At 68.4% G+C, this 19,513-nt stretch carries 15 protein-coding genes; 5 read left to right on the top strand and 10 right to left on the bottom strand.

The features are described from left to right. Positions 1 to 10: 10 nt before the first annotated feature. From fmdA to QTI51_RS05845, 7 genes are all read right to left on the bottom strand, one after another. On the bottom strand, positions 11 to 1,243 hold the full coding sequence (gene fmdA / locus QTI51_RS05875) for a formamidase (RefSeq protein ID WP_116908705.1): 1,233 nt from the start codon (positions 1,241 to 1,243) through the stop codon (positions 11 to 13). Positions 1,244 to 1,269: 26 nt separating this feature from the next. Next, entirely contained in the window at positions 1,270 to 1,959 is a 690-nt protein-coding gene (urtE, locus tag QTI51_RS05870; protein WP_116909087.1) for an urea ABC transporter ATP-binding subunit UrtE, read from the bottom strand. Positions 1,960 to 2,076: 117 nt separating this feature from the next. Further along, the gene (urtD, locus tag QTI51_RS05865; protein WP_116908704.1) at positions 2,077 to 2,820 is read right to left on the bottom strand and encodes an urea ABC transporter ATP-binding protein UrtD; all 744 of its coding nucleotides are present in this window, start codon (positions 2,818 to 2,820) and stop codon (positions 2,077 to 2,079) included. A 17-nt stretch (positions 2,821 to 2,837) separates the two neighbouring features. Further along, positions 2,838 to 4,040 (bottom strand): urea ABC transporter permease subunit UrtC, encoded by a 1,203-nt coding sequence (urtC, locus tag QTI51_RS05860; RefSeq protein ID WP_116908703.1) that lies wholly within the window; start codon positions 4,038 to 4,040, stop codon positions 2,838 to 2,840. 31 nt (positions 4,041 to 4,071) lie between these two features. Further along, positions 4,072 to 4,986, bottom strand: a complete 915-nt coding sequence (urtB, locus tag QTI51_RS05855; protein WP_116908702.1) for an urea ABC transporter permease subunit UrtB — start codon at positions 4,984 to 4,986, stop codon at positions 4,072 to 4,074. 169 nt (positions 4,987 to 5,155) lie between these two features. Continuing rightward, positions 5,156 to 6,421, bottom strand: a complete 1,266-nt coding sequence (urtA, locus tag QTI51_RS05850; protein WP_116908701.1) for an urea ABC transporter substrate-binding protein — start codon at positions 6,419 to 6,421, stop codon at positions 5,156 to 5,158. Next, entirely contained in the window at positions 6,411 to 6,656 is a 246-nt protein-coding gene (locus tag QTI51_RS05845; RefSeq protein WP_132748832.1) for a hypothetical protein, read from the bottom strand. The genes urtA and QTI51_RS05845 overlap by 11 nt, the downstream gene beginning before the upstream one ends. 40 nt (positions 6,657 to 6,696) lie before the next feature. On the opposite strand from QTI51_RS05845, the gene QTI51_RS05840 reads away from it, so the two are divergent. The 4 genes from QTI51_RS05840 to QTI51_RS05825 all read left to right on the top strand — a co-directional run bounded on the left by QTI51_RS05840 (position 6,697) and on the right by QTI51_RS05825 (position 14,151). Beyond that, complete coding sequence (locus tag QTI51_RS05840; protein ID WP_116908700.1) at positions 6,697 to 10,128, top strand: hybrid sensor histidine kinase/response regulator; 3,432 nt, start codon at positions 6,697 to 6,699, stop codon at positions 10,126 to 10,128. Then, positions 10,106 to 11,065, top strand: a complete 960-nt coding sequence (locus QTI51_RS05835; RefSeq protein ID WP_286512432.1) for a response regulator transcription factor — start codon at positions 10,106 to 10,108, stop codon at positions 11,063 to 11,065. The genes QTI51_RS05840 and QTI51_RS05835 overlap by 23 nt, the downstream gene beginning before the upstream one ends. Positions 11,066 to 11,202: 137 nt before the next feature. Then, positions 11,203 to 13,287 carry a S9 family peptidase gene (locus QTI51_RS05830; RefSeq protein WP_286512434.1) on the top strand — a complete coding sequence of 695 codons (2,085 nt, stop codon included), beginning with the start codon at positions 11,203 to 11,205 and terminating at the stop codon, positions 13,285 to 13,287. 93 nt (positions 13,288 to 13,380) lie between these two features. Further along, positions 13,381 to 14,151, top strand: coding sequence for a TIGR04325 family methyltransferase (locus tag QTI51_RS05825; protein ID WP_116908697.1), 771 nt, complete (start codon positions 13,381 to 13,383; stop codon positions 14,149 to 14,151). Between the two features lie 45 nt (positions 14,152 to 14,196). Here QTI51_RS05825 and QTI51_RS05820 read toward each other — a convergent pair whose 3' ends face one another. Then, positions 14,197 to 14,688: a Spy/CpxP family protein refolding chaperone gene (locus tag QTI51_RS05820; RefSeq protein ID WP_165840297.1), complete on the bottom strand. Its 492-nt coding sequence runs from the start codon at positions 14,686 to 14,688 to the stop codon at positions 14,197 to 14,199. Between the two features lie 215 nt (positions 14,689 to 14,903). On the opposite strand from QTI51_RS05820, the gene QTI51_RS05815 reads away from it, so the two are divergent. Further along, the gene (locus tag QTI51_RS05815) at positions 14,904 to 15,749 is read left to right on the top strand and encodes a substrate-binding domain-containing protein (protein ID WP_116908695.1); all 846 of its coding nucleotides are present in this window, start codon (positions 14,904 to 14,906) and stop codon (positions 15,747 to 15,749) included. Positions 15,750 to 15,813: 64 nt separating this feature from the next. Here the strand turns inward: QTI51_RS05815 and QTI51_RS05810 are convergent, their stop codons facing one another. Together QTI51_RS05810 and QTI51_RS05805 are read right to left on the bottom strand one after the other, a co-directional pair. Next, on the bottom strand, positions 15,814 to 16,734 hold the full coding sequence (locus tag QTI51_RS05810; RefSeq protein ID WP_116908694.1) for an alpha/beta fold hydrolase: 921 nt from the start codon (positions 16,732 to 16,734) through the stop codon (positions 15,814 to 15,816). Positions 16,735 to 16,883: 149 nt separating this feature from the next. Next, the gene (locus QTI51_RS05805; protein WP_503011476.1) at positions 16,884 to 19,445 is read right to left on the bottom strand and encodes a response regulator; all 2,562 of its coding nucleotides are present in this window, start codon (positions 19,443 to 19,445) and stop codon (positions 16,884 to 16,886) included. Positions 19,446 to 19,513 lie beyond the last annotated feature (68 nt).

Genomic DNA, 19,513 nt, shown 5'->3' with positions numbered 1-19,513 from the left:
CGTGCCGCCTTCAGCGCAGGTCGGGCGACAGCGGCATGTCGACGCTGCCGTCGAGCATCTTCACCGGGCCCAGCGCGTTGGGGTTGATGTCGAAGTCGAAGATGCCCGTGGGCAGCCACAGCGTGGCGCACGAGTTGGGCACGTCGACCACGCCGCTGATGTGGCCCTGCACAGGCGCGGTGCCCAAAATGGAATAGGCCTGCGCGCCCGAGTAGCCGAACTTCTTCAGGTACTCGATGGCGTTCAGGCAGGCCTGGCGGTAGGCCACGTTCACGTCGAGGTAGTGCTGCTTGCCGCTCTCGTCGACCGAGATGCCTTCGAAGATGAGGTAGTCGTTGTACTGCGGCGTGATGGGGCTGGGCTTGAAGATGGGGTTCTTGATGCCGTACTTGGCCATGCCGCCCTTGATGAGCGTGACCTTCATGTGCACCCAGCCCGCCATCTCGATGGCGCCGCAGAAGGTGATTTCGCCGTCGCCCTGGCTGAAGTGCAGGTCGCCCACGCTCAGGCCCGCGCCATCGACGTACACCGGAAAGAACACCTTCGAGCCGCGCGACAGGTCCTTGATGTCGCAGTTGCCGCCGTGCTCGCGCGGCGGCACGGTGCGCGCGCCCTCGGCGGCGGCTTTGGCGCGCGCGTCGCCCGTCATCTTGCCCATGTGCGCGGTGCCGGCGAAAGGCGGGTTGGCCAGGCCGGGCACGCGGTCCGGGTCGGTGGCGATGAGCTTGCCTTCGCGCTCGTTCCACATGTCGAGCATGGGCTTGTCGGGCAGGCAGCCGATGAGGCCGGGGTGGATCAGCCCCGCGAAGTTCACGCGCGGAATGTGGCGCGAGCTGGTGAACATGCCCTTGAAGTCCCAGATCGATTTCTGCGCTTCGGGAAAGTGGTCGGTGAGGAAGCCGCCGCCGTTCTGCTTCGAGAAAAATCCGTTGAAGCCCCACAGGCTGTCCTGCTTGGCGCCGATGTCGAGCAGGTCGACCACCAGCAGGTCGCCCGGCTCCGCGCCCTTCACGCCCACGGGGCCCGACAGGTAGTGCACGGTGCTCAGGTCGATGTCGCGCACGTCGTCGGCGCTGTCGTTGTTCTTGATGAAGCCGCCGGTCCAGTCGAAGGTCTCGAGAATGAAATCGTCACCCGGGTTGACCCAGCAGGCCATCGGAATGTCGGGGTGCCAGCGGTTGTGGATGTTCTCGTTCTCGGTGGGTGGCTTGGTCAGGTCGACCTTGATCAGCGTGTCCGTCATGTGCAGTGGCTCCTGGTGGGTGGTGGTTAAACGGAGAGATAGGCCTTGATGTGGTCCACATCGGTCTTGTCGCGCGCGGTCTCGTGCACGAGCCGCCCGCCTTCGATGACGAACAGCCGGTCGGCCACGTCCATCGCGAAGCTCAGCACCTGCTCGGACACGACGATGGTGATGCCGCGCAGCTTGCGGATCTCGTTCAGCGCCTTGGCGATGTCCTTGATGATCGAAGGCTGGATACCCTCGGTGGGCTCGTCGAGCAGCAGCACCTTGGGGTCCGTGACAAGTGCGCGTGCAATGGCGAGCTGCTGCTGCTGCCCGCCGGAAAGGTTGCCGCCCTTGCGGCCCTTCATGTCCCACAGCACAGGGAACAGGGCATAGATTTCCTCGGGGATGCGGCGCGTCTTGGAGTTCTCAAGCCCGGTCTGGATGTTCTCTTCCACTGTCAGCGTCGGGAAAATCATCCGGCCCTGCGGCACGTAGGCGATGCCCTTGGCCACGCGCCTGAAGCTCTCGTCGCGCGACACGTCCTGCCCCGCCACTTCGATGCGCCCGCTCTTCAGCGGCAGGATGCCCATGAGGCTCTTGAACAGCGTGGTCTTTCCCATGCCGTTGCGGCCCATGATGGCGATGGTCTCGTTGGCCTGGCCCTCGAACGAAATGCCGTGCAGGGCCTCGCTCTGGCCGTAGGCTACGTGCAGGTCTTCGACCTTCAGCATGGTGTTGCTCATCTTCATGGCTCCTGGATGCGTTCTTGATGCTCTTGTTCAGGGCGTGTGATCTGCGCTCAACGACTGCACTGCCCAACGATCACGACGGCGGGGTATCTGCGTCACTCAATGCCCCAGGTAGACATCGATGACTTTGGGATCCGCCTGCACCTTCTCCATCGGCCCTTCGGCGAGGATCTTTCCCTGGTGCATCACGGTGACCTTGTGCGCGATCTGCTTCACGAACGCCATGTCGTGTTCGATGACGATCACCGCGCGGTTCTGGCAGATGCGCTTGAGCAGGTCGGCGGTGAGTTCGCGCTCGCGCGCGCTCATGCCGGCAATGGGTTCGTCGAGCATCAGCAGCTCGGGCTCCTGCATCAGCAGCATGCCGATCTCCAGCCACTGCTTCTGTCCATGGCTCAGCAGGCCGGCCTCGGCGTCGAGGCGGTCGGCCAGGCCGATCTCCATGGCAATGGCCTGTACCTTGGTCTTGACCTCGTCGTCGCACCTGAACGCCAACGCGCCGAACACCGAGCGGCCCTTGGGGAAGGACACCTCCAGGTTCTGGAACACGCTGAGGTTCTCGTAGATCGATGGTGTCTGGAACTTGCGGCCGATGCCCAGCCGCACGCGCTTGTGCTCGGCCATCTTCGTGAGCTCGGTGTTCTTGAACTTGATGCTGCCGGCGCTCGCGCGGGTCTTGCCGCAGATGAGGTCGAGCAGCGTGGTCTTGCCCGCGCCGTTCGGGCCGATGATGACGCGCAGCTCGTTGCGGTCGATGTACAGCGTGAGGTCGTCGATGGCCTTGAAACCGTCGAAGGACACGGTGAGGTCTTCGACAGCGAGCGCGAAGTCTGTGTTGCTCATGGGGGTGTGGCTCCGGGTCAGGCGCGCTGGCTGCCGACACCGTCGGGCAGTTCATGCAGCGCGGGTTCGGGTGGCTGTGTCGCCGGTAGAGCGACCGCTGCCATGGTGGCCGGCGGCTTCACCGCCGCATCGCGCAACGCCTGCCGGCGCGACTTCCACCACGGGCGGATCTTTTCTTCCCACACGCCGGCCAGCCCCATCGGAAAGGCCATGGTCACGCCGATGAACAGGCCGGCCATCAAGAACAGCCACAGGTCCGGGAAGCTCTCGGAGAACAGCGTCTTGCCCGCGTTGACCAGCAGCGCGCCGTACACCGCGCCCACCAGGCTCATGCGGCCGCCGACGGCGCAGAAGATCACCATCTCGATGGAGGGCACGATGCCCACGAAGCTCGGCGACATGAAGCCCACCTGCAGCGCGAACATCGCGCCGCCGATGCCCGAGAGCCCGGCCGCCAGGCAGAAGGTGAACACCTTGAAGTTGGACACGTCGTAGCCCGAGAAGCGCACCCGGTCTTCCTTGTCGCGCATGGCCAGCAGCAGCGTGCCCAGCTTGCTGGTCTGCACCCAGCGGCACAGCAGGATGCTCGCCACCAGCAGCCCCACGCACACGTAGTACAGGACGTACTTGGCGCTGTCGGTGCGGGTGTCCCAGCCCAGCAGCGTCTTCAGGTCGGTCATGCCGTTCACGCCGCCGGTATAGCCCTGTTGGCCGATGATGAGCACGGTGCAGATCAGCGCCACGGCCTGCGTGATGATCGCGAAATACACGCCGCCCACGCGCCGCTTGAACATCGCGAAGCTCACGAGCCAGGCCAGCGCCATCGGCGCCAGCACCACCAGCGCCAGGCTCAGCGGCAGGCTCTTGAAAGGCAGCCACAGCGCGGGCAGCTCGGTGATCTGGTTCCAGTCCATGAAGTCCGGAATGCCGGGCGTGGTCTGGATCTTGGTCGACACCGGGTCGGAGGCCTCGAGCTTGAGAAACATCGCCATCGCATAGCCGCCGATGCCGAAGAACACGCCCTGCCCCAGGCTCAGCACGCCGCCGTAGCCCCACACCATGACGAGCCCCACGGCCACGAACGCATAGGTGAGGTACTTGCCCACGAGGTTGAGGCGAAAGATGTCGAGCGACAGCGGCAACACCACCGCCAGCAGCAGCACCAGAAGCAGCAGGCTGCCGAGCTGGTAGCGCTGTACCGAGGCCTTGATGAAATTCATCGGAACGTTCTCCTGGAATCAATCGGGTTCATCAACGGCGCACCTTCACGGCGAACAGGCCCTGCGGCCGCATCATCAGGATCAGCACGATCAGCGACAGCGTCAGCACCTTGGCCATCGAGCCGGTCATGAAAAATTCGGAGATCGACTGCGTCTGCGCGATGCCGAAGGCCGAGACCACGGTGCCGAACAGGCTGGCCGCGCCGCCGAAGGTGACGACCAGGAAGGCATCGACGATGTAGAGCGAGCCCGAGGTGGGCCCGGTCGAGCCGATGGTGGTGAAGGCCGCGCCGGCCACGCCGGCGATGCCGCAGCCGATGGCGAACGTCAGGCGGTCGGTCTTCATGGTGTCGATGCCGGTGGCGTTGGCCATGGTGCGGTTGGCCACGGTGGCGCGCACGCGCAGGCCCCAGCGGCTCCTGTGCAGCGCGATGAGCACGCCGCTGGTCACCAGCGCGGTGAGCACCAGCACGAACAGGCCGTTGATGGGAATGTCGAGCCCCTCGTGCGGCGTCCAAGAGCCCATGAGCCACTCGGGCAGCGTGGGGCTCACCTCTTTCGGGCCGATGAAGGTGCGAAAGACCTGCTGCAGCCCCAGGCTCACGCCCCAGGTGGCGAGCAGCGTGTCGAGCGGGCGCTTGTAGAGGTGGCGAATCAGCACCCACTCCACGATCCAGCCCGTGATGAAGGCGAACACGAAGGCCAGCGCGATGGCGATCGGAAAGTAGTACGGCATGAACGCCGGCGCCAGGCTTTCGGTGACGCGCGCGGCCAGGTAGATCGAGTAGGCGCCGATGGTCATGAACTCGCCATGCGCCATGTTGATGACGCCCATCTGGCCGAAGATGATCGCCAGGCCCAGCCCCATGAGCAGCAGCACCGCGAAGAGGCTCAGCCCCGCGAAGCCCTGCATGAGGCCGATGTTCATCATGTCCGACAGAGTCATGGCAAGGTGTTCCGGTGTTTGGGGGTATTGGCTCCTTCCCCCTCTGGGGGAAGGCTGGGATGGGGGCACAGCGGCGCTCGCAAGCGCAAGGCTTCATCGACCGCCGCTTGCCCCCACCCCTGCCCTCCCCCAGAGGGGGAGGGAGCAAGTCAGGGGAGCAAGCCAGCGCTTACTGGTAGCCCTTCGGAAACGGATCCGGCTTGATCAGCTCCGCCGACTCCGCCACCACCTTGAACGTGCCGTCCAGCTGCCCCTGCCCGATGCGCGCCTTGCTCCACAGGTGGTGGTTCGCGTCCAGCTTCACGTAGCCTTCGGGCGCCGTCTTCAGCTCGATGCCGGGCGAGCCGGCAACCACCTTGTCGACGTCGAAGCTGCCCGCCTTCTCCACCGCCGCCTTCCACAGCCATGGCCCGAGGTAGCCGGCCTGCGTGACGTCACCGATCACCGCGTCCTTGCCGTACTTGGCCTTGAAAGCCGAGACGAACTTCTTGTTGTTCTCGTTGTCCAGCGACTGGAAGTACTTCATCGACGAATAGAAGCCGGCGAAGTTCTCGCCGCCCACGCCGGTCATCTCGTCCTCGGTGACGGCCAGCGTCAGCAGGAACTGCTTGTCGCCGGTGATGCCCGCGGCCTTCAGCTGCTTGTAGAAGGCCACGTTCGAGCCGCCCACCACCGCCGCGAAGATGCAGTCGGGCTTGGCCACCTTGATCTTGTTGATGAGCGAGTTGAAGTTGGTGTGGCCCAGCGGGTAGTACTCCTCGCCCTTGACCGAACCCTTCTGGAAGTTCTCGATGTGCTTGCGCGCGATCTTCATGGAGGTGCGCGGCCAGATGTAGTCGGAGCCCACCAGGAAGAAGGTCTTGGCCTTCTTCTCCTTCGCGCCCCAGTCCAGGCCCCAGATGATCTGCTGCGTGGCTTCCTGCCCGGTGTAGATCACGTTCTTGCTCTGCTCCAGGCCTTCGTAGAAGGTGGGGTAGTAAAGCAGGCCGTTCTCTTTTTCGAACACCGGCAGCACGGCCTTGCGCGAGGCGCTGGTCCAGCAGCCGAACACCGCGGCGCAGTGGTCGTTCACGAGCAGCTTCTTCGACTTCTCGGCGAAGGTGGGCCAGTCGGAGGCGCCGTCTTCCTTGATGACCTTGATCTTGCGGCCCAGCACGCCGCCCATGGCGTTGATCTGGTCGATGGCCAGTTGCTCGGCCTGGATGGAGCCGGTTTCCGAGATGGCCATGGTGCCGGTGGACGAATGCAGCTGCCCCACCGTGACCTCGGTGTCGGTCACCGCGAGCCTGGTGGTGTTGACCTTGGCGGTGGGGAACTGCCCCTGGCCGAAGCTCAGGCCGCTCAGGCCCATCACGGGCAGCGCGGCGGCGCCCTGCAGCAGGCGGCGTCGGCGCAAGGCCAGGGCATCGAGAGAAGTATCGGAATCACGCGACATCAGGAAACTCCAGCAGGTTGAGGAACGGGGGTGAATGAAAAAGAGCGATAGAGAGGCCGAGGAGCCAAGGAGCCAAAGAGGCCGCGCACCATCGAAGTGCACCGCCCGGCGCCTCGAGCACCATGGCTGGCACTTTAGAAATCGGCCGCGTGTTCGCGAATACGTCATTCAACGTAGCGGCGTGCGCACGCCCTGCCCGCAGACTCGCGGGCCAGACCACGAGGTCGATGACCATGGAATGGACGCAGGGAGCGCTTCTTGCTGTGTCCGCATCCATGCCACCGCCGCCGCGAGAACCCACCATGCAACCCGCTTCCGTCTCCGTGTCCGGACAGAAGATCTTTCGCATCCGCCGCGACTACAACGCCTGGGTCGCGAACGAGACGCTGGAGGACTACGCGCTGCGCTACACGCCGCGCAGCTTTCGCAAGTGGTCGGAGTTCCGCGTGGCCAATGCGGCCTTCGGTGCCACCTCGTTCCTGGCGCTGGAGGCCATCGGCGGGGCCATCGCGCTGAGCTACGGCTTCTCGAACGCGCTGTGGGCCATCCTGGTGGTGGGGCTCATCACCTTTCTGACCGGCCTGCCGATTTCGTACTACGCCGCGCGCCACGGCGTGGACATGGACCTGCTCACCCGCGGCGCGGGCTTCGGCTACCTGGGCTCCACGCTCACCTCGCTGATCTACGCGAGCTTCACCTTCATCTTCTTCGCGCTGGAAGCCGCCATTCTTTCGCTGGCGCTGCAGATGTACCTCGACTGGCCGCTGTGGCTGCTGTACCTGGTGTCGTCCATCGTGATCATTCCGCTGGTGGCGCGCGGCATCACGCTCATATCGGGCTTGCAGCTGTGGACGCAGCCGATCTGGATCGTGCTGTTCGTCTGCCCCTTCATCGCGGTGCTGGTGAAGAAGCCCGAGCTGTACGCCGACTTCACCGGCCTGGTGGGCCGCACGTCGGACAGCAGCGGCTTCGACCCGCTCATGTTCGGCGCCGCCGCCACGGTGGCCTTCTCGCTCGTGGTGCAGATCGGGGAGCAGGTCGACTACCTGCGCTTCCTGCCCGAGAAAACCGCCGCCAACCGCGGCCGCTGGTGGGCCGCGGTGCTCATCGCCGGGCCGGGCTGGATCGTGCCGGGCATGCTGAAGATGATGGGCGGCGCCTTTCTCGCCTTTTTGGCGCTGCAGCACGAGATACCGGCCAACCACGCGGTCGAGCCCACGCAGATGTACCTCACGGGCTTCTCGTACGTGCTGCGCGACCCGGCCTGGGTGCTGGGCATCACGGTGCTGTTCGTGGTGGTCTCGCAGATGAAGATCAACCTGACCAACGCCTACGCGGGCTCGCTGGCGTGGTCGAACTTTTTCGCGCGGCTCACGCACAGCCACCCGGGGCGCGTGGTGTGGCTGGTGTTCAACGTGGCCATCGCCATACTGCTGATGGCGCTGGGCGTGTTCGCCGCGCTGGAGCATGTGCTGGGCGTGTACAGCAACATCGCCATCGCATGGGTGGGCGCGCTGGTGGCCGACCTGGTCATCAACAAGCCGCTGGGCTGGAGCCCGAAGACCATCGAGTTCAAGCGCGCGCACCTGTACGACATCAACCCCGTCGGGCTGGTTGCCATGCTGGTGGCCGCGGCGCTGGCCATGCTGGCGTACTCGGGCGCGCTGGGCCAGTGGGCCAAGGCCTTTTCTCCCTTCATCGCGCTGGCCACGGCCATGGCGGTGTCGCCGCTGCTGGCATGGCGCACGCGCGGGCGCTACTACCTGGCGCGCACCGACATCGACCGCTGGGCGCCGGGCCAGAGCGTGAAGTGCTCGGTGTGCGACAACAGCTTCGAGTCCGAGGACATGGCCCACTGCCCGGCCTACAGCGCGCCCATCTGCTCGCTGTGCTGCACGTTGGAGTCGCGTTGCCACGACCGCTGCAAGACCGACTCGCGCGCGGCCGAGCAGATGAGCGGCTGGCTGCAGGCGATGCTGCCGCCGGCGCTGTCGGCCAAGCTCAACTTCCGGGTGGCGCACTACCTGCTGGTGGCGGCCTCGCTCATCGCGCTGCTGGCCACGGTGGTGGGCGTGGTGTACGCGCAGGAGGCACTGGCCGGCACCAGCGACGCGGTGATGGCCACGGCCTTCCTGAAGGTGTTCGCGCTGCTGTCGGTGGTGGCCGCGGTGGCCGCCTGGTGGGTGGTGCTGGGCAGCGAAAGCCGCCAGATGGCGCAGGAAGAATCGAACCGCCACAACAACCTGCTCGCGCTCGAAATCGAGGCGCATCGCCGCACCGACGCGGCCCTGCAGACCGCCAAGGAAGCCGCCGAGGCCGCCAACCAGGCCAAGACACGCTACGTGGCCGGCATGACGCACGAGCTGCGCACGCCGCTCAACAGCATCCTGGGCTACTCGCAGATCCTGTTGAAGGGCGACGCCGCCGCGCCGCCGCGCGAGGCGGTGCAGACCATTCACCGCAGCGGCGAGCACATGCTCGGGCTGATCGACGGGCTGCTCGACCTGGCGCGCATCGAGGCCGGCCGGCTGCAGCTGGAGCCCGCGCCGCTGGCGCTGCCGGCCTTTCTGGACCAGCTGGTGCACATGGTGCGCCCGCAGGCCGAGAACAAGGGGCTGGCCTTCGTCTACACGCACGCGGGCCGGCTGCCGCCGTGGGTGCATGCCGACGCCAAGTGGCTGCGGCAGGTGCTCATCAACCTGCTGACGAACGCGGTGCGCTTCACCGACAGCGGCAGCGTCACGCTGCATGTGGACGCGCGGCGCGAGGTGCTGCGCTTCGACGTGGTCGACACCGGCATCGGCGTGGCGCCGCAAGACCACCAGCGCATCTTCCTGCCCTTCGAGCGCGGGGCCGCGGGCCGCCGGCGCGGCGAGCCGGGCACGGGGCTGGGCCTGACCATCACCGGGCTGCTCACGTCGCTGATGGGCGGCGAGCTGAAGCTGGCCAGCACCTCGTCGCAGGGCAGCACCTTCAGCGTGCGCGTGTACCTGCGCGCGGTGGCCGACCCCGGCCCGCAGGCCAAGGGGCCGAACTTCAGGCAGCCCGTGTCGGGCTACGTCGGCGCGCGGCGCACGCTGCTGGTGGTCGACGACCAGCCCGTGCAGCGCCAGATGCTGGCCGGCATGCTTGCACCGCTGGGCTTCGCGGTGCGCGAGGCCGCCAGCGGCACCGAGTGCCTGGACAGCCTGCGCGAAGAACTGCCCTCGGCCATCCTGCTCGACCTGACCATGGACGACATGGACGGCTGGCAGACCGCCGCGTCGGTGCGGGCCTCGGGCTTTGCCGACATTCCCATCGTCATCGTCTCGGCCAACATGTTCGAGAACCAGCCCGAGCGCCTGCTGGCCGCGGGCTGCCAGGCCTTCGTGGGCAAGCCGGTGATCGAGTCGGAGCTGATCGCCACGCTGGAGCGGCACCTCGGGCTCGAATGGCTCTCGGCCGCCGACGCGCTGCCGCCCGCCACCGACGAGGCCGCGCCGCAGCGCCCCGCGTCGCTGGCGCTGCCGGAAGACGACCGCGCCGAACTCATGCGCCTGGTGCAGATGGGCCATGTGCGCGGCCTGCACACCGCGCTCGACCGGCTGGCCGCCGCCTCGCCCGGCGCGGCGGCCACCTGCACCTGGCTGCGCGGCATGGTCACGCGCTTCGAGCTCGACAACCTTCGCAACGCACTGGCTGAAGATGCAGACACCCTCGCCCCCTGAATCCCCTGAATCCGCTGCGTCCCCCGGTTCTCTCGATGCGGCCGCCCGCCCCGAGGCCGAACGGCCCGTGGTGCTGGTGGTCGACGACGCCCCCAGCAGCCTCGGCATGCTGTGCGACACGCTGGAGGCCAGCGGCTACACCGTGCTGGTGGCCGCCGACGGCGAGGCTGCGCTGCAGCGGCTGGAGCTGGTGGTGCCCGACGCGATATTGCTCGACGGCCTGATGCCCGGGCTCTCGGGCTTCGAGACCTGCAGGCGCATCAAGGCCAACCCGGCGCTGGCGCACATTCCGGTGCTGTTCATGACGGGGCTGTCCGAAACCGCGCACGTGGTCGAGGGCTTCGAGTGCGGCGGCGTCGACTACGTGGTGAAGCCCATCCGCGCGCAGGAGGTGCTGGCGCGGCTGCACACGCATGCGCGCAACGCCCGCATCACGCGCATGGCACGCGACGCGGTCGACGTGGCCGGCATGGGCGTGGTGTTCGTCGACACACGCGGGCGCATCGCCTGGCGCTCGCCGCAGGCCGCGCTGTGGCTGCATGCGCTCGAAGACCCGGTGGCGCCAGGGCTGCTGCCCGCGTCCATCGAACCGGCGCTGGTGGCGGGTGCGTCGATGGCCATCGGCACCGCCACGGGCATGCGCCTGTCGGTGCGCAACCTGGGCGCGGCGGCGCTGGGCGAGACGATGCTGCTGTTCGCGCTGCAGCGCGACGTCGGCGCGGGCACCACGTCGGCGCGGCTGGCCGATGCGGCGCTGACCCCGCGCGAAACCGAGGTGCTCTCCTGGCTCGCCAAGGGCAAGACCAACCGCGACATCGGCGAGATCCTGGGCACCAGCCCGCGCACGGTGAACAAGCACCTGGAGCACATCTTCGAGAAGCTGGGCGTGGAGACGCGCGCGGCGGCGGCGGCGCTGGCGAGCGGGCAGCTGGCGTGAGGTGCCCTGGGCACTTGGCGTGAGGTGCCGCGGGCAAGGCGCCGTCCTTTCCCCCTTCCTGCTGCGTGGGCGTGTAAACAGAATGTGAGCTGCCCTCGCCGATAGACTGCCCCGGCCTTTTTTCCAGGGAGTCCTTCATGCACATTGCGCACAGACGCATCTTCTGCTCGGCCACGTTGTGGGCCGCCGGCCTCGGCACATCCTTCGCGGCCGAGCCCACTGCAACACCCATCCCCCTCCACGCCTTCGCCGAGCTGCCCGCCATCGAGCAGCCCCAGCTCTCGCCCGACGGCCGCGGCGCGGTGATGGTGCAGACCATCGACGGCAAGAGCTACGTGGTGGTCAGCGGCTTCGGCGAGAAGCCACGGATCGTGCTGAAGTCCGACGGCGACAAATACACCATCGGCATGGTGCGCTGGGCCGGCAATCGGCGCGTGCTGGTGGGCGCGCGGTTCCAGGAAGACCGGCGCGGGGTTCGCACCTTCGAGTCGCGGCTGATCGCCGTCGACCGCGACGGCGGCAACCTGAAGGGCGACTTGACGCTGGGCATCCAGCAGGGCAAAGCCTTCGAGCGGGCGCGGCGTGTTCCGCAGTTTCAGGACCGCATCGTCGGCGCGCTGCCCGACGAGCCGGAGACGGTGCTCATCGCCCTCGACGCGAGCGCACCCGGGCAGCCCGACGTGTACCGGCTTGACACGCGCACCGGCCGTTCGCGCCTGGTGCAGCGCAACCTGGGCGGCATCCGCCAGTGGATGGCCGATGCACAGGGCGAGGTGCGCCTGGGCTACGGCGTGACGCGCACGGTGCTGCGCGTGATGGTCAGGCCGCCCGCCGCGCCTGCCGAAAACAAAAGCGAAAACAAGGACGAAATCGGCTCGGGCTCCGGCAGCTGGCGCCCCCTCATGAGCTACGAAGGCACCGACCCCGCCGAAGCGCGGCGGCTGGCGCTGAGGCCGCTGGGCTTCGACGCCGACCCGCGCTGTCTCTACGCGCTGGCCCCGGTCGGCGGCCGCGACGCGCTCGTGCGCATCGACCTGCAAGACCCGGCCTTTCCGCGCGAGACCCTGCTGGCCAATGCGCGTTTCGACGTGCGCGGCGAGTTGCTGCGCGAGCCGCGGACGCGGCGCGTCGTCGGCTTCGACTACCGCACCGACGTGTCGCGCATCGTGTACTGGAACGACGCGGCCCGCCAGCGGCAGGAGGCACTGGACCGCGCCTTGCCCCAGCGCGGCAACCGCATCGTGAGCGACGACGAAGCCGGCCAGCAAAGCATCGTGCTGTCGGTCGCGGGCTCGCGGCCTCCGCAGTACTTCACGATGAACTGGACGAACCGGCAGCTTGTGCGCCTGGCCGACACGCACCCCAGCCTCGAGGGCCTGCCGCTGTCCACGCCGAAGCGCATCGCACTGACCAGCCGCGACGGGCTGGCGCTGGAGGGCTACCTGACACTACCGCCCGCACGCGAAGCCAATGCCAAAGATCACGTCAAGGCAGTGCCCTTGCCGACCGTGCTGCTGCCCCACGGTGGCCCCGCGTCTGCCGACACCGGCCGCTACGACTACTGGGCGCAATTCCTGGCAAGTCGCGGCTGGGCCGTGCTGCAGCTCAACTTTCGCGGCTCCATCGGCTACGGGCAAGACTTTCGCGAGGCCGGCCGCAAGCGCTGGGGCCTGGAGATGCAGGACGACCTGGCCGACGGCCTGCGCTGGCTGATCGACCAAGGCATTGCCGACGCTCGGCGCGTGTGCATCGTGGGCGGAAGCTACGGCGGCTATGCCGCGCTGATGGGCGCGGTGAAAGACCCCGCGCTGTACCGCTGCGTCGTCAGCTTCGCTGGCCCCAGCGACCTGCACGACCTGCTGAGCTTTTCGCAGCGCTTCATGGACTACGAACTCGGCGCCGAGGCGCAGATCGGCACCTGGTGGGGCGACCGCGACAAGCTGCGCCAGACTTCTCCCGCCCTGCGCGCGGGCGAGATCAAGGTGCCGGTGCTGCTCATTCACGGCGCGCAGGACGCGGTGGTGCCGGTCGAGCAGTCGCGCGACATGGCCGAGGCTCTGAAGAAGGCCGGCCACTCCGACACCCGCTACGTGGAGTTGCCGCTGGGCGACCACACGCTCAGCCGGGAGGAAGACCGCGTGCGCGTGATGACGGAACTGGAAACCTTCCTGAAGAAGAACCTCGACGAGAACACCGACGCGCAGGCAACGCGCGGTATGTAACCCCTACGGGGTAACCGCCACCACCGCACATGGTTTTACGTCTTGAATACTTTGGTTGCCATCAGAATGAACGGGCCACCGGAGACATACAACATGCTGTCCAGCCTTCTGCAGTTCCCGCCGCGCGAAAGCGCGTACCGGCGCAAGTTCCTGAGCAACACGGACGAGAACCTCTTCATGGGGTCCTTCGACAGCTTCGCGGCGGCCGAGGCCGGTGCGCCGCCCAGCAAGGCCGTGGGCTACGCCAACGCCGACGCGGGCGAGCTCTACAGCCCGCAGATCTACTTCTACGACTACCCGGGCCTGTTCTGGCTGGGCCGCTCCATCGATGCGGGCATGACGCGCATCTTCGACCTGGGCGGGCATGTGGGCATCAAGTACTACGCGTTCCGGCGCGTGCTGAGCTACCCCGACACCCTGCGCTGGACCGTGTGCGACGTGCCCGGCGTGGTGGAGGCCGGCCGCGCGATGGCGGTGAAGCGCGAGGCCACCGGGCAGCTCGACTTCACCACCGACTACCGCGACGCAACCGGCTGCGACGTGCTGTACGCCTCGGGCAGCCTGCAGTACCTGCCCACGCGCATGGACGCGATCTTGTCGTCGCTGCCGGTGAAGCCGCGCCGCATCGTCATGAACACCACGGCCGTGCACCCCGAGCGCACCATCTTCACGCTCAACAGCATCGGCGTGGCCGTGTGCCCCTACCGCATCCAGCACCACGACGAGCTGCTGGCCGACCTCGCGCGCTCGGGCTACAAGAAGCGCGACGTGTGGCGCAACGAGGGCAAGCCCATCGAGGTGCCCTTCGTGGACGGCGGCGACAAGCCCTACTACGCGGGCTGCTGCTTCGACCTGGCGTCTTGAGCCCTTGAGGGCCCTTGAGGCCCCATCCGCCCGCGCGGCGCGAACTCAGGGAATGACCGCCGGCAGGTTCTGGTCGGCGATGTGCCGCTGCTCGGGCGTCATGGTCTCGTAGAGCGCCGACAACGCATCGCCCACCGCCTGCATGCGCCGCGTGCGGTCCTGCGCCAGCGCCACGCGCTGCTCCACGAACTGCACGGCCGTCTGGTCGTCCGCAGGCGGCGCGCTGGCCATGCCGCCGTGGCCGACCGTGTCCCACACCGCATCGGCGAAGCGGTCCCACGCCGCGGACTGCGCGGGCTCGATCATCAGTTGCAGCCGCAGGTCGTAGAGCTTGTCGCGCACCTTGCCCGCGGCGGTGGCGGGCGTGGAGAGGTTGTCGCCGCGCGGGCTGGCAGACGTGTCGGGCCGCGCGCCGCGCCTTCCACCGCCCATGCCGCCCATGCCACCGCCGCCACCACCACCGAATTGCGCAAAGCTGTAGCCGCTGACAGCAAGCAGGGCCGCGGCGAGCGCGAACCGTGGCAGGGGGTGTTTCATGATGCTGGGTCTTTCAAATGGAATGGCCGCAAGGGGCCGGCATGCATTTCAGGCGCGCGGGCTGAACAGCGCGTTGCGCGTGGGTAAACACGGCGTAAAGCAAACGGGCTTTACATGCACCGGCTGTGCCGGCTGGGTACTAACCCCGAGCTTCCTGAAGGCTGAATGACAGCCCCGGCTTCCAGAATGGCTCTTTCCGCTGGAGACATGCACCGATGAAGCACCCGACCACCCTGGCCACCCTGGCCGCCTTGAGCACGCTGACGCGCCGCGCCGCGCTCCCCCTTCTCGCTGCCCTCGCCCTCGCCGGCTGCACCGGCGTCGGCAGCCCCGGCACGCCTCCGCCTGACAAGGCCGACATCCACGTCATGACCTCCGGCGGCTTCACCGCCGCCTACAACGACCTGCGCCCGGGGTTCGAGCGCAGCAGCGGGCGCAGCGTGAAGACGGCCTACGGCGCCTCCATGGGCAATGCCGACGATTCCATTCCCAGCCGGCTCGCGCGCAACGAACCCGCCGACGTGGTGATCCTCGCGCGCCCCGCGCTCGACGCGCTGGTGGCGCAGGGCAAGGTGCTGCCCGGCAGCCAGGTCGACCTGGTGCGGTCGGCCATCGGCTTCGCGGTGCGCAAGGGCGCGCCGCGGCCCGACATCAGCACCGTGGCCGCGCTGAAGCGCACGCTGCTCGCGGCGCCGTCCATCGCCTACTCGGCCAGCGCCAGCGGCACCTACTACGAGACCGAGCTGCTGAAGACGCTGGGCATCGAAGACCAGGTGAAACCGAAGAGCAAGCGCATCCTGAGCGAGCGCGTGGGCACCGTGGTGGCGCGCGGCGACGCGGCGCTGGGGCTGCAGCAGGTGAGCGAGCTGTTGCCTGTGGCGGGCATCGACTACATCGGCCCGCTGCCCGCCGAGGTGCAGCGCGTGACGGTGTTCTCCGCCGGCGTGGCCACCGCGTCGAAGCAGCCCGATGCCGCGCGGCAGCTGATTCGCTACCTCAACTCGCCCGCCGCGGCGCCCACCATCGCGAAGACCGGGCTGGAGCCGCTCACGGCGCGCTGAACCTGCTGTCGTGGGTCAGGCGCGGGTTCGACAACACCGAGCACCAAGCCCCGAACCCCGCCCCTCACAGCGTCCACCCACCCTGCCGAAAGAACGCCACCAGCGCGTCGCCCACCTTGGCCGGCTGGTCGCATTCGAGCAGGTGGCCCGCGTCGGTCACCAGCTCCACCTGCACATGCGGCGCCTGCGCCTGCACGCGCGACCAGGCGTGCATGGGGTCGTACAGCGCCTCGTCGCCGCCGAGCATCAGCAGCGTGTGGCGCGGCAGCACGCGCAGGTCGGCGTCGCTCATGCGCCCGGGCGGCTGCGGATGGCCGCGCTGGCAGCGAACGCGCACCAGCGCGTCGTCCAGCACCCAGGCCGGCGCGGGCGGCGCCGCTGGCGAGCTCAGCAGGCTGCGCAGCCCGCGCACCGTGCGTTCGCTGGGGAACATCGCCGCCATGCCCGCGCGCCACGCATGGCCGACACGCTGCGACGCAAGGTTGGGTGGCGCCAGCAGCGCCAGCCGGGCGGCGCGCCGCGAGGTCTGGCGCAGGTAGGCCGCCGCGAGCCAGCCGCCGAACGAGGCGCCGCACAGCCCCACCTTCGGGCGGCCGATGCCGACGAGCACGTCGTCCAGCCAGTTGCAGTACGCGTCTTCCGACGAGGGCCGACGCCCCTCGGTGCGCCCCGCGTCGCCGATGACATCGACCGCGTACACCTGCAGTGCCTGCGACAGCCGCTCGACCAGGTGGATCCACGCCGTGGCGTTGCCGCCTCCGCCGTGCAGCAGCACCACGGGCGGCGCATAGGCCGGGCCCGAGGCCAGCACGTGCGCGCGGCCGTAGCGCGTTTCCACATAGCTGCTGCGGTACGGCACCGGCCAGCGCGCGAGCATGCGGGCGTAGGCGTCGAGCAGCGCCGACCGGGCTTCGGGCGAGCGGAAGTGCCCGACCTGCCGGGACGGCCCGGTGAAAAGACGTGGGCGTGCGTCGAAGAGCTTCATCGGCTTGGCGCGGGTCCATGGGTGTTGAGGAACACCGCATGGTGAAGCGCCAGCATGAAGACCTGCTGAAAATCCGGCGGCTCGCAGCCGCCGTTTCTTCGGGATTCCTTCAGCTTCGGGTGCTAGATGCCGCGCTTCGCGGCCCCCGGCTACCGGCTCTCGATGAGCTGCTTCACCCGCCGCGCCAGCACGTCCATCTCGAAGGGCTTGGTCATCACGTGCATGCCGGGGTCGAGGTGGCCGTGGCTGAGCACCGCGTTCTCGGCATAGCCGGTGATGAACAGCACCTTCAGCCCCGGTCGCGCGGTGCGCGCCGCGTCGGCCACCTGGCGCCCGTTCATGCCGCCGGGCAGGCCCACGTCGCTCACCAGCAGGTCGATGCGCTGGCGCGGCGCCTGCAGGATGCGCAGCGCCTCGGCGCCGTCGCCGGCCTCCAGCGTGGCGTAGCCCAGCCCCTGCATCACCTCCACGATGATCATGCGCAGCGCCGGCTCGTCGTCGACCACCAGCACGGTGTCGCCCTGGTCGGCGCGCGGCGCCAGCGACGCCTCGGCGGGCGCGGAGGCCACCTCTTCCTGCCGGTCGTGGCGTGGCAGGTAGATGCTCACCGACGTGCCGGTGCCCACTTCGGAGTAGATGCGCACCTGCCCGCCCGACTGCTTGGCGAAGCCGTAGATCATCGACAACCCCAGCCCCGTGCCCATGCCGATGGGCTTGGTGGTGAAAAAGGGGTCGAAGGCGCGCGCCACCACTTCGGGCGGCATGCCCACGCCGTTGTCGCTCACGGTGAGCGACACGTACTGCCCCATCGGCAGGTCGCGCCCGCGCGCGGTGCGCGCGTCGATCCAGCGGTTGGCGGTTTCCACCACCAGCTTGCCGCCCTCGGGCATGGCGTCGCGCGCGTTGATGCACAGGTTGAGCAGCGCGTTCTCCAGCTGCCCGGGGTCGGCGTGCACGTTCCACAGCCCGACCGCGGCCACGTTCTCCAGCTCGATGTGCGGGCCCAGCGTGCGGCGCAGCAGCTCTTCCATGTCGCTCACCAGCCGGTTGGCGTTGATGGGCTTGGGCTCCAGCGTCTGGCGGCGCGAGAAGGCCAGCAGCCGGTGCGTGAGCGCGGCCGCGCGCTTCACCGCGCCCTGCGCCACGCCGATGTAGCGCTCCATGTCGGCCGGCTTTCCCTCCAGCCCGCGCCGGTGCATCAGCTCCAGGCTGCCGCTGATGGCGGCCAGCAGGTTGTTGAAGTCGTGCGCCAGGCCGCCCGTGAGCTGGCCCACGGCTTCGAGCTTCTGGCTCTGGCGCAGCTGCTCGCGCGCGTCGTCCAGCTCGGCCTCGCGCTCCTTCTGCTCGGTGATGTCGCGCGCGGCCGTGTACATCAGGCCGTTGTCGGGCACCGCGGTCCACGAGAGCCAGCGGTAGCTGCCGTCCTTGGTGCGGTAGCGGTTCTCGAAGCCCGTGGTGCGCGCGCCCGCGAGCAGGCGCGCCAGCTCGGCCTCGGTGCCCGCCACGTCGTCGGCATGCACCAGGCCGCGAAACGGCATGGCGCGGATCTCTTCCGCGCTCCAGCCCAGCACGGCCTCCCAGGCCGGGTTCACGCTGACGAAGAAGCCGTCGAGGTTGGCCACGCCCAGCAGGTCCTGGCTCAGCGCCCAGGTGCGGTCGCGCTCGTAGGTGCGGGCCTCGACCTGCAGTTCCAGCGAGTCGGCCAGCGCCCGCAGCTCGATCTGCGCCTCGCGCCGCGACACGGCCGAGCGCACGCGCTCGCCCACTTCGCGCATGAAGTCGATCTCGTCCTTCGACCAGGGGCGCTCCTGCCCGTGGTTGAGGTACAGCAGGCCGACCAGCCCGCCACGTTCGGTGAGCGGCATGTTGACGGCCGCGCGCGCGGTGATGGCCACCAGCGCGTCGGCGTTGTCGCGCGTGCGCTCGTCCACGTGGGCATCGGCAAACACCACGGTCACGCCGCGCTTCAGGTCCTCGATGTAGCTGCCGTAGTCGCGAAAGCGAAGCATGCCCGCCAGGCTGGACACGCCGGGCGCGGTCCAGTCGCGCTCGATGGCGATGGTTTCGGCGTCGGTGTCCACCAGGCCGTAGCCGGCGCGGTCGACGTTCAGCCGGCGCCCCAGCATCTCGGAAGCGACGTAGGCAATTTCGCCGGGGTCGTCGATGTCGCGGATGCGGTCGGCCAGCTCCATCAGCGCCAGGCGGCGCGACTCGGCCTCCAGGATGGCGGCGTTGGCCGCCAGCAGCCGCTGCTCGGCGAGCGCCTTGGCGTTGCGCTCGGCCGTTTCCTTCAGCGCGCGCTCCACCACCACCGGCAGGCGCGCGAGGCGGCCCTTGCTCACGTAGTCGGTGGCGCCGCTTTTCAGCAGCTCCGCCGCGTTGTCTTCGCCGATGACGCCCGAGACGAAGATGAAGGGCGTCTGCGGCGCCATTTGCCGTGCCAGCTCCAGCGCGTGCGCGCCCGAGAAACCGGGCAATTCGAAGTCGGACAGGATGAGCGCGTAGCCGCTGCCCAGCCCGTCTTTCGGCAATTCTTTCTGCCCGTCTTCCAGCGCCTGCACGAAGCCCGGCTCGTCGCGCACCACCCGCGTGCGGGCGGTGGGCAAGGCATGGGACAGCGCCTCGGTCAGCAGCTCGACGTCGAAGCGGGAGTCTTCCAGGATGAGCACGTTCGGCGCGGCGGCCACGGGCAAGGCCGAGGGAGCCGCCACTGAAACTTCTGCGGGCGGTGTCGCGGCGGGGGGCGCCACGGCAAGAGGTGTCGCGGCTGAAACGCCGC

Source organism: Variovorax sp. J22G73 (genome assembly GCF_030317035.1).
Taxonomy (GTDB): domain Bacteria; phylum Pseudomonadota; class Gammaproteobacteria; order Burkholderiales; family Burkholderiaceae_C; genus Variovorax.
The sequence above is the reverse complement of the archived record's forward strand: the minus strand, read 5'-3'. Positions and strand labels throughout refer to the sequence as shown.

What these genes read in the sequence shown, in the direction of transcription:
- fmdA (WP_116908705.1), bottom strand. Translation starts at nt 1,243, where the DNA reads ATGACGGACACGCTGATCAAGGTCGACCTGACCAAGCCACCCACCGAG.
- urtE (WP_116909087.1), bottom strand. Translation starts at nt 1,959, where the DNA reads ATGCTGAAGGTCGAAGACCTGCACGTAGCCTACGGCCAGAGCGAGGCC.
- urtD (WP_116908704.1), bottom strand. Translation starts at nt 2,820, where the DNA reads ATGAGCAACACAGACTTCGCGCTCGCTGTCGAAGACCTCACCGTGTCC.
- urtC (WP_116908703.1), bottom strand. Translation starts at nt 4,040, where the DNA reads ATGAATTTCATCAAGGCCTCGGTACAGCGCTACCAGCTCGGCAGCCTG.
- urtB (WP_116908702.1), bottom strand. Translation starts at nt 4,986, where the DNA reads ATGACTCTGTCGGACATGATGAACATCGGCCTCATGCAGGGCTTCGCG.
- urtA (WP_116908701.1), bottom strand. Translation starts at nt 6,421, where the DNA reads ATGTCGCGTGATTCCGATACTTCTCTCGATGCCCTGGCCTTGCGCCGA.
- QTI51_RS05845 (WP_132748832.1), bottom strand. Translation starts at nt 6,656, where the DNA reads ATGGTCATCGACCTCGTGGTCTGGCCCGCGAGTCTGCGGGCAGGGCGT.
- QTI51_RS05840 (WP_116908700.1), top strand. Translation starts at nt 6,697, where the DNA reads ATGCCACCGCCGCCGCGAGAACCCACCATGCAACCCGCTTCCGTCTCC.
- QTI51_RS05835 (WP_286512432.1), top strand. Translation starts at nt 10,106, where the DNA reads ATGCAGACACCCTCGCCCCCTGAATCCCCTGAATCCGCTGCGTCCCCC.
- QTI51_RS05830 (WP_286512434.1), top strand. Translation starts at nt 11,203, where the DNA reads ATGCACATTGCGCACAGACGCATCTTCTGCTCGGCCACGTTGTGGGCC.
- QTI51_RS05825 (WP_116908697.1), top strand. Translation starts at nt 13,381, where the DNA reads ATGCTGTCCAGCCTTCTGCAGTTCCCGCCGCGCGAAAGCGCGTACCGG.
- QTI51_RS05820 (WP_165840297.1), bottom strand. Translation starts at nt 14,688, where the DNA reads ATGAAACACCCCCTGCCACGGTTCGCGCTCGCCGCGGCCCTGCTTGCT.
- QTI51_RS05815 (WP_116908695.1), top strand. Translation starts at nt 14,904, where the DNA reads ATGAAGCACCCGACCACCCTGGCCACCCTGGCCGCCTTGAGCACGCTG.
- QTI51_RS05810 (WP_116908694.1), bottom strand. Translation starts at nt 16,734, where the DNA reads ATGAAGCTCTTCGACGCACGCCCACGTCTTTTCACCGGGCCGTCCCGG.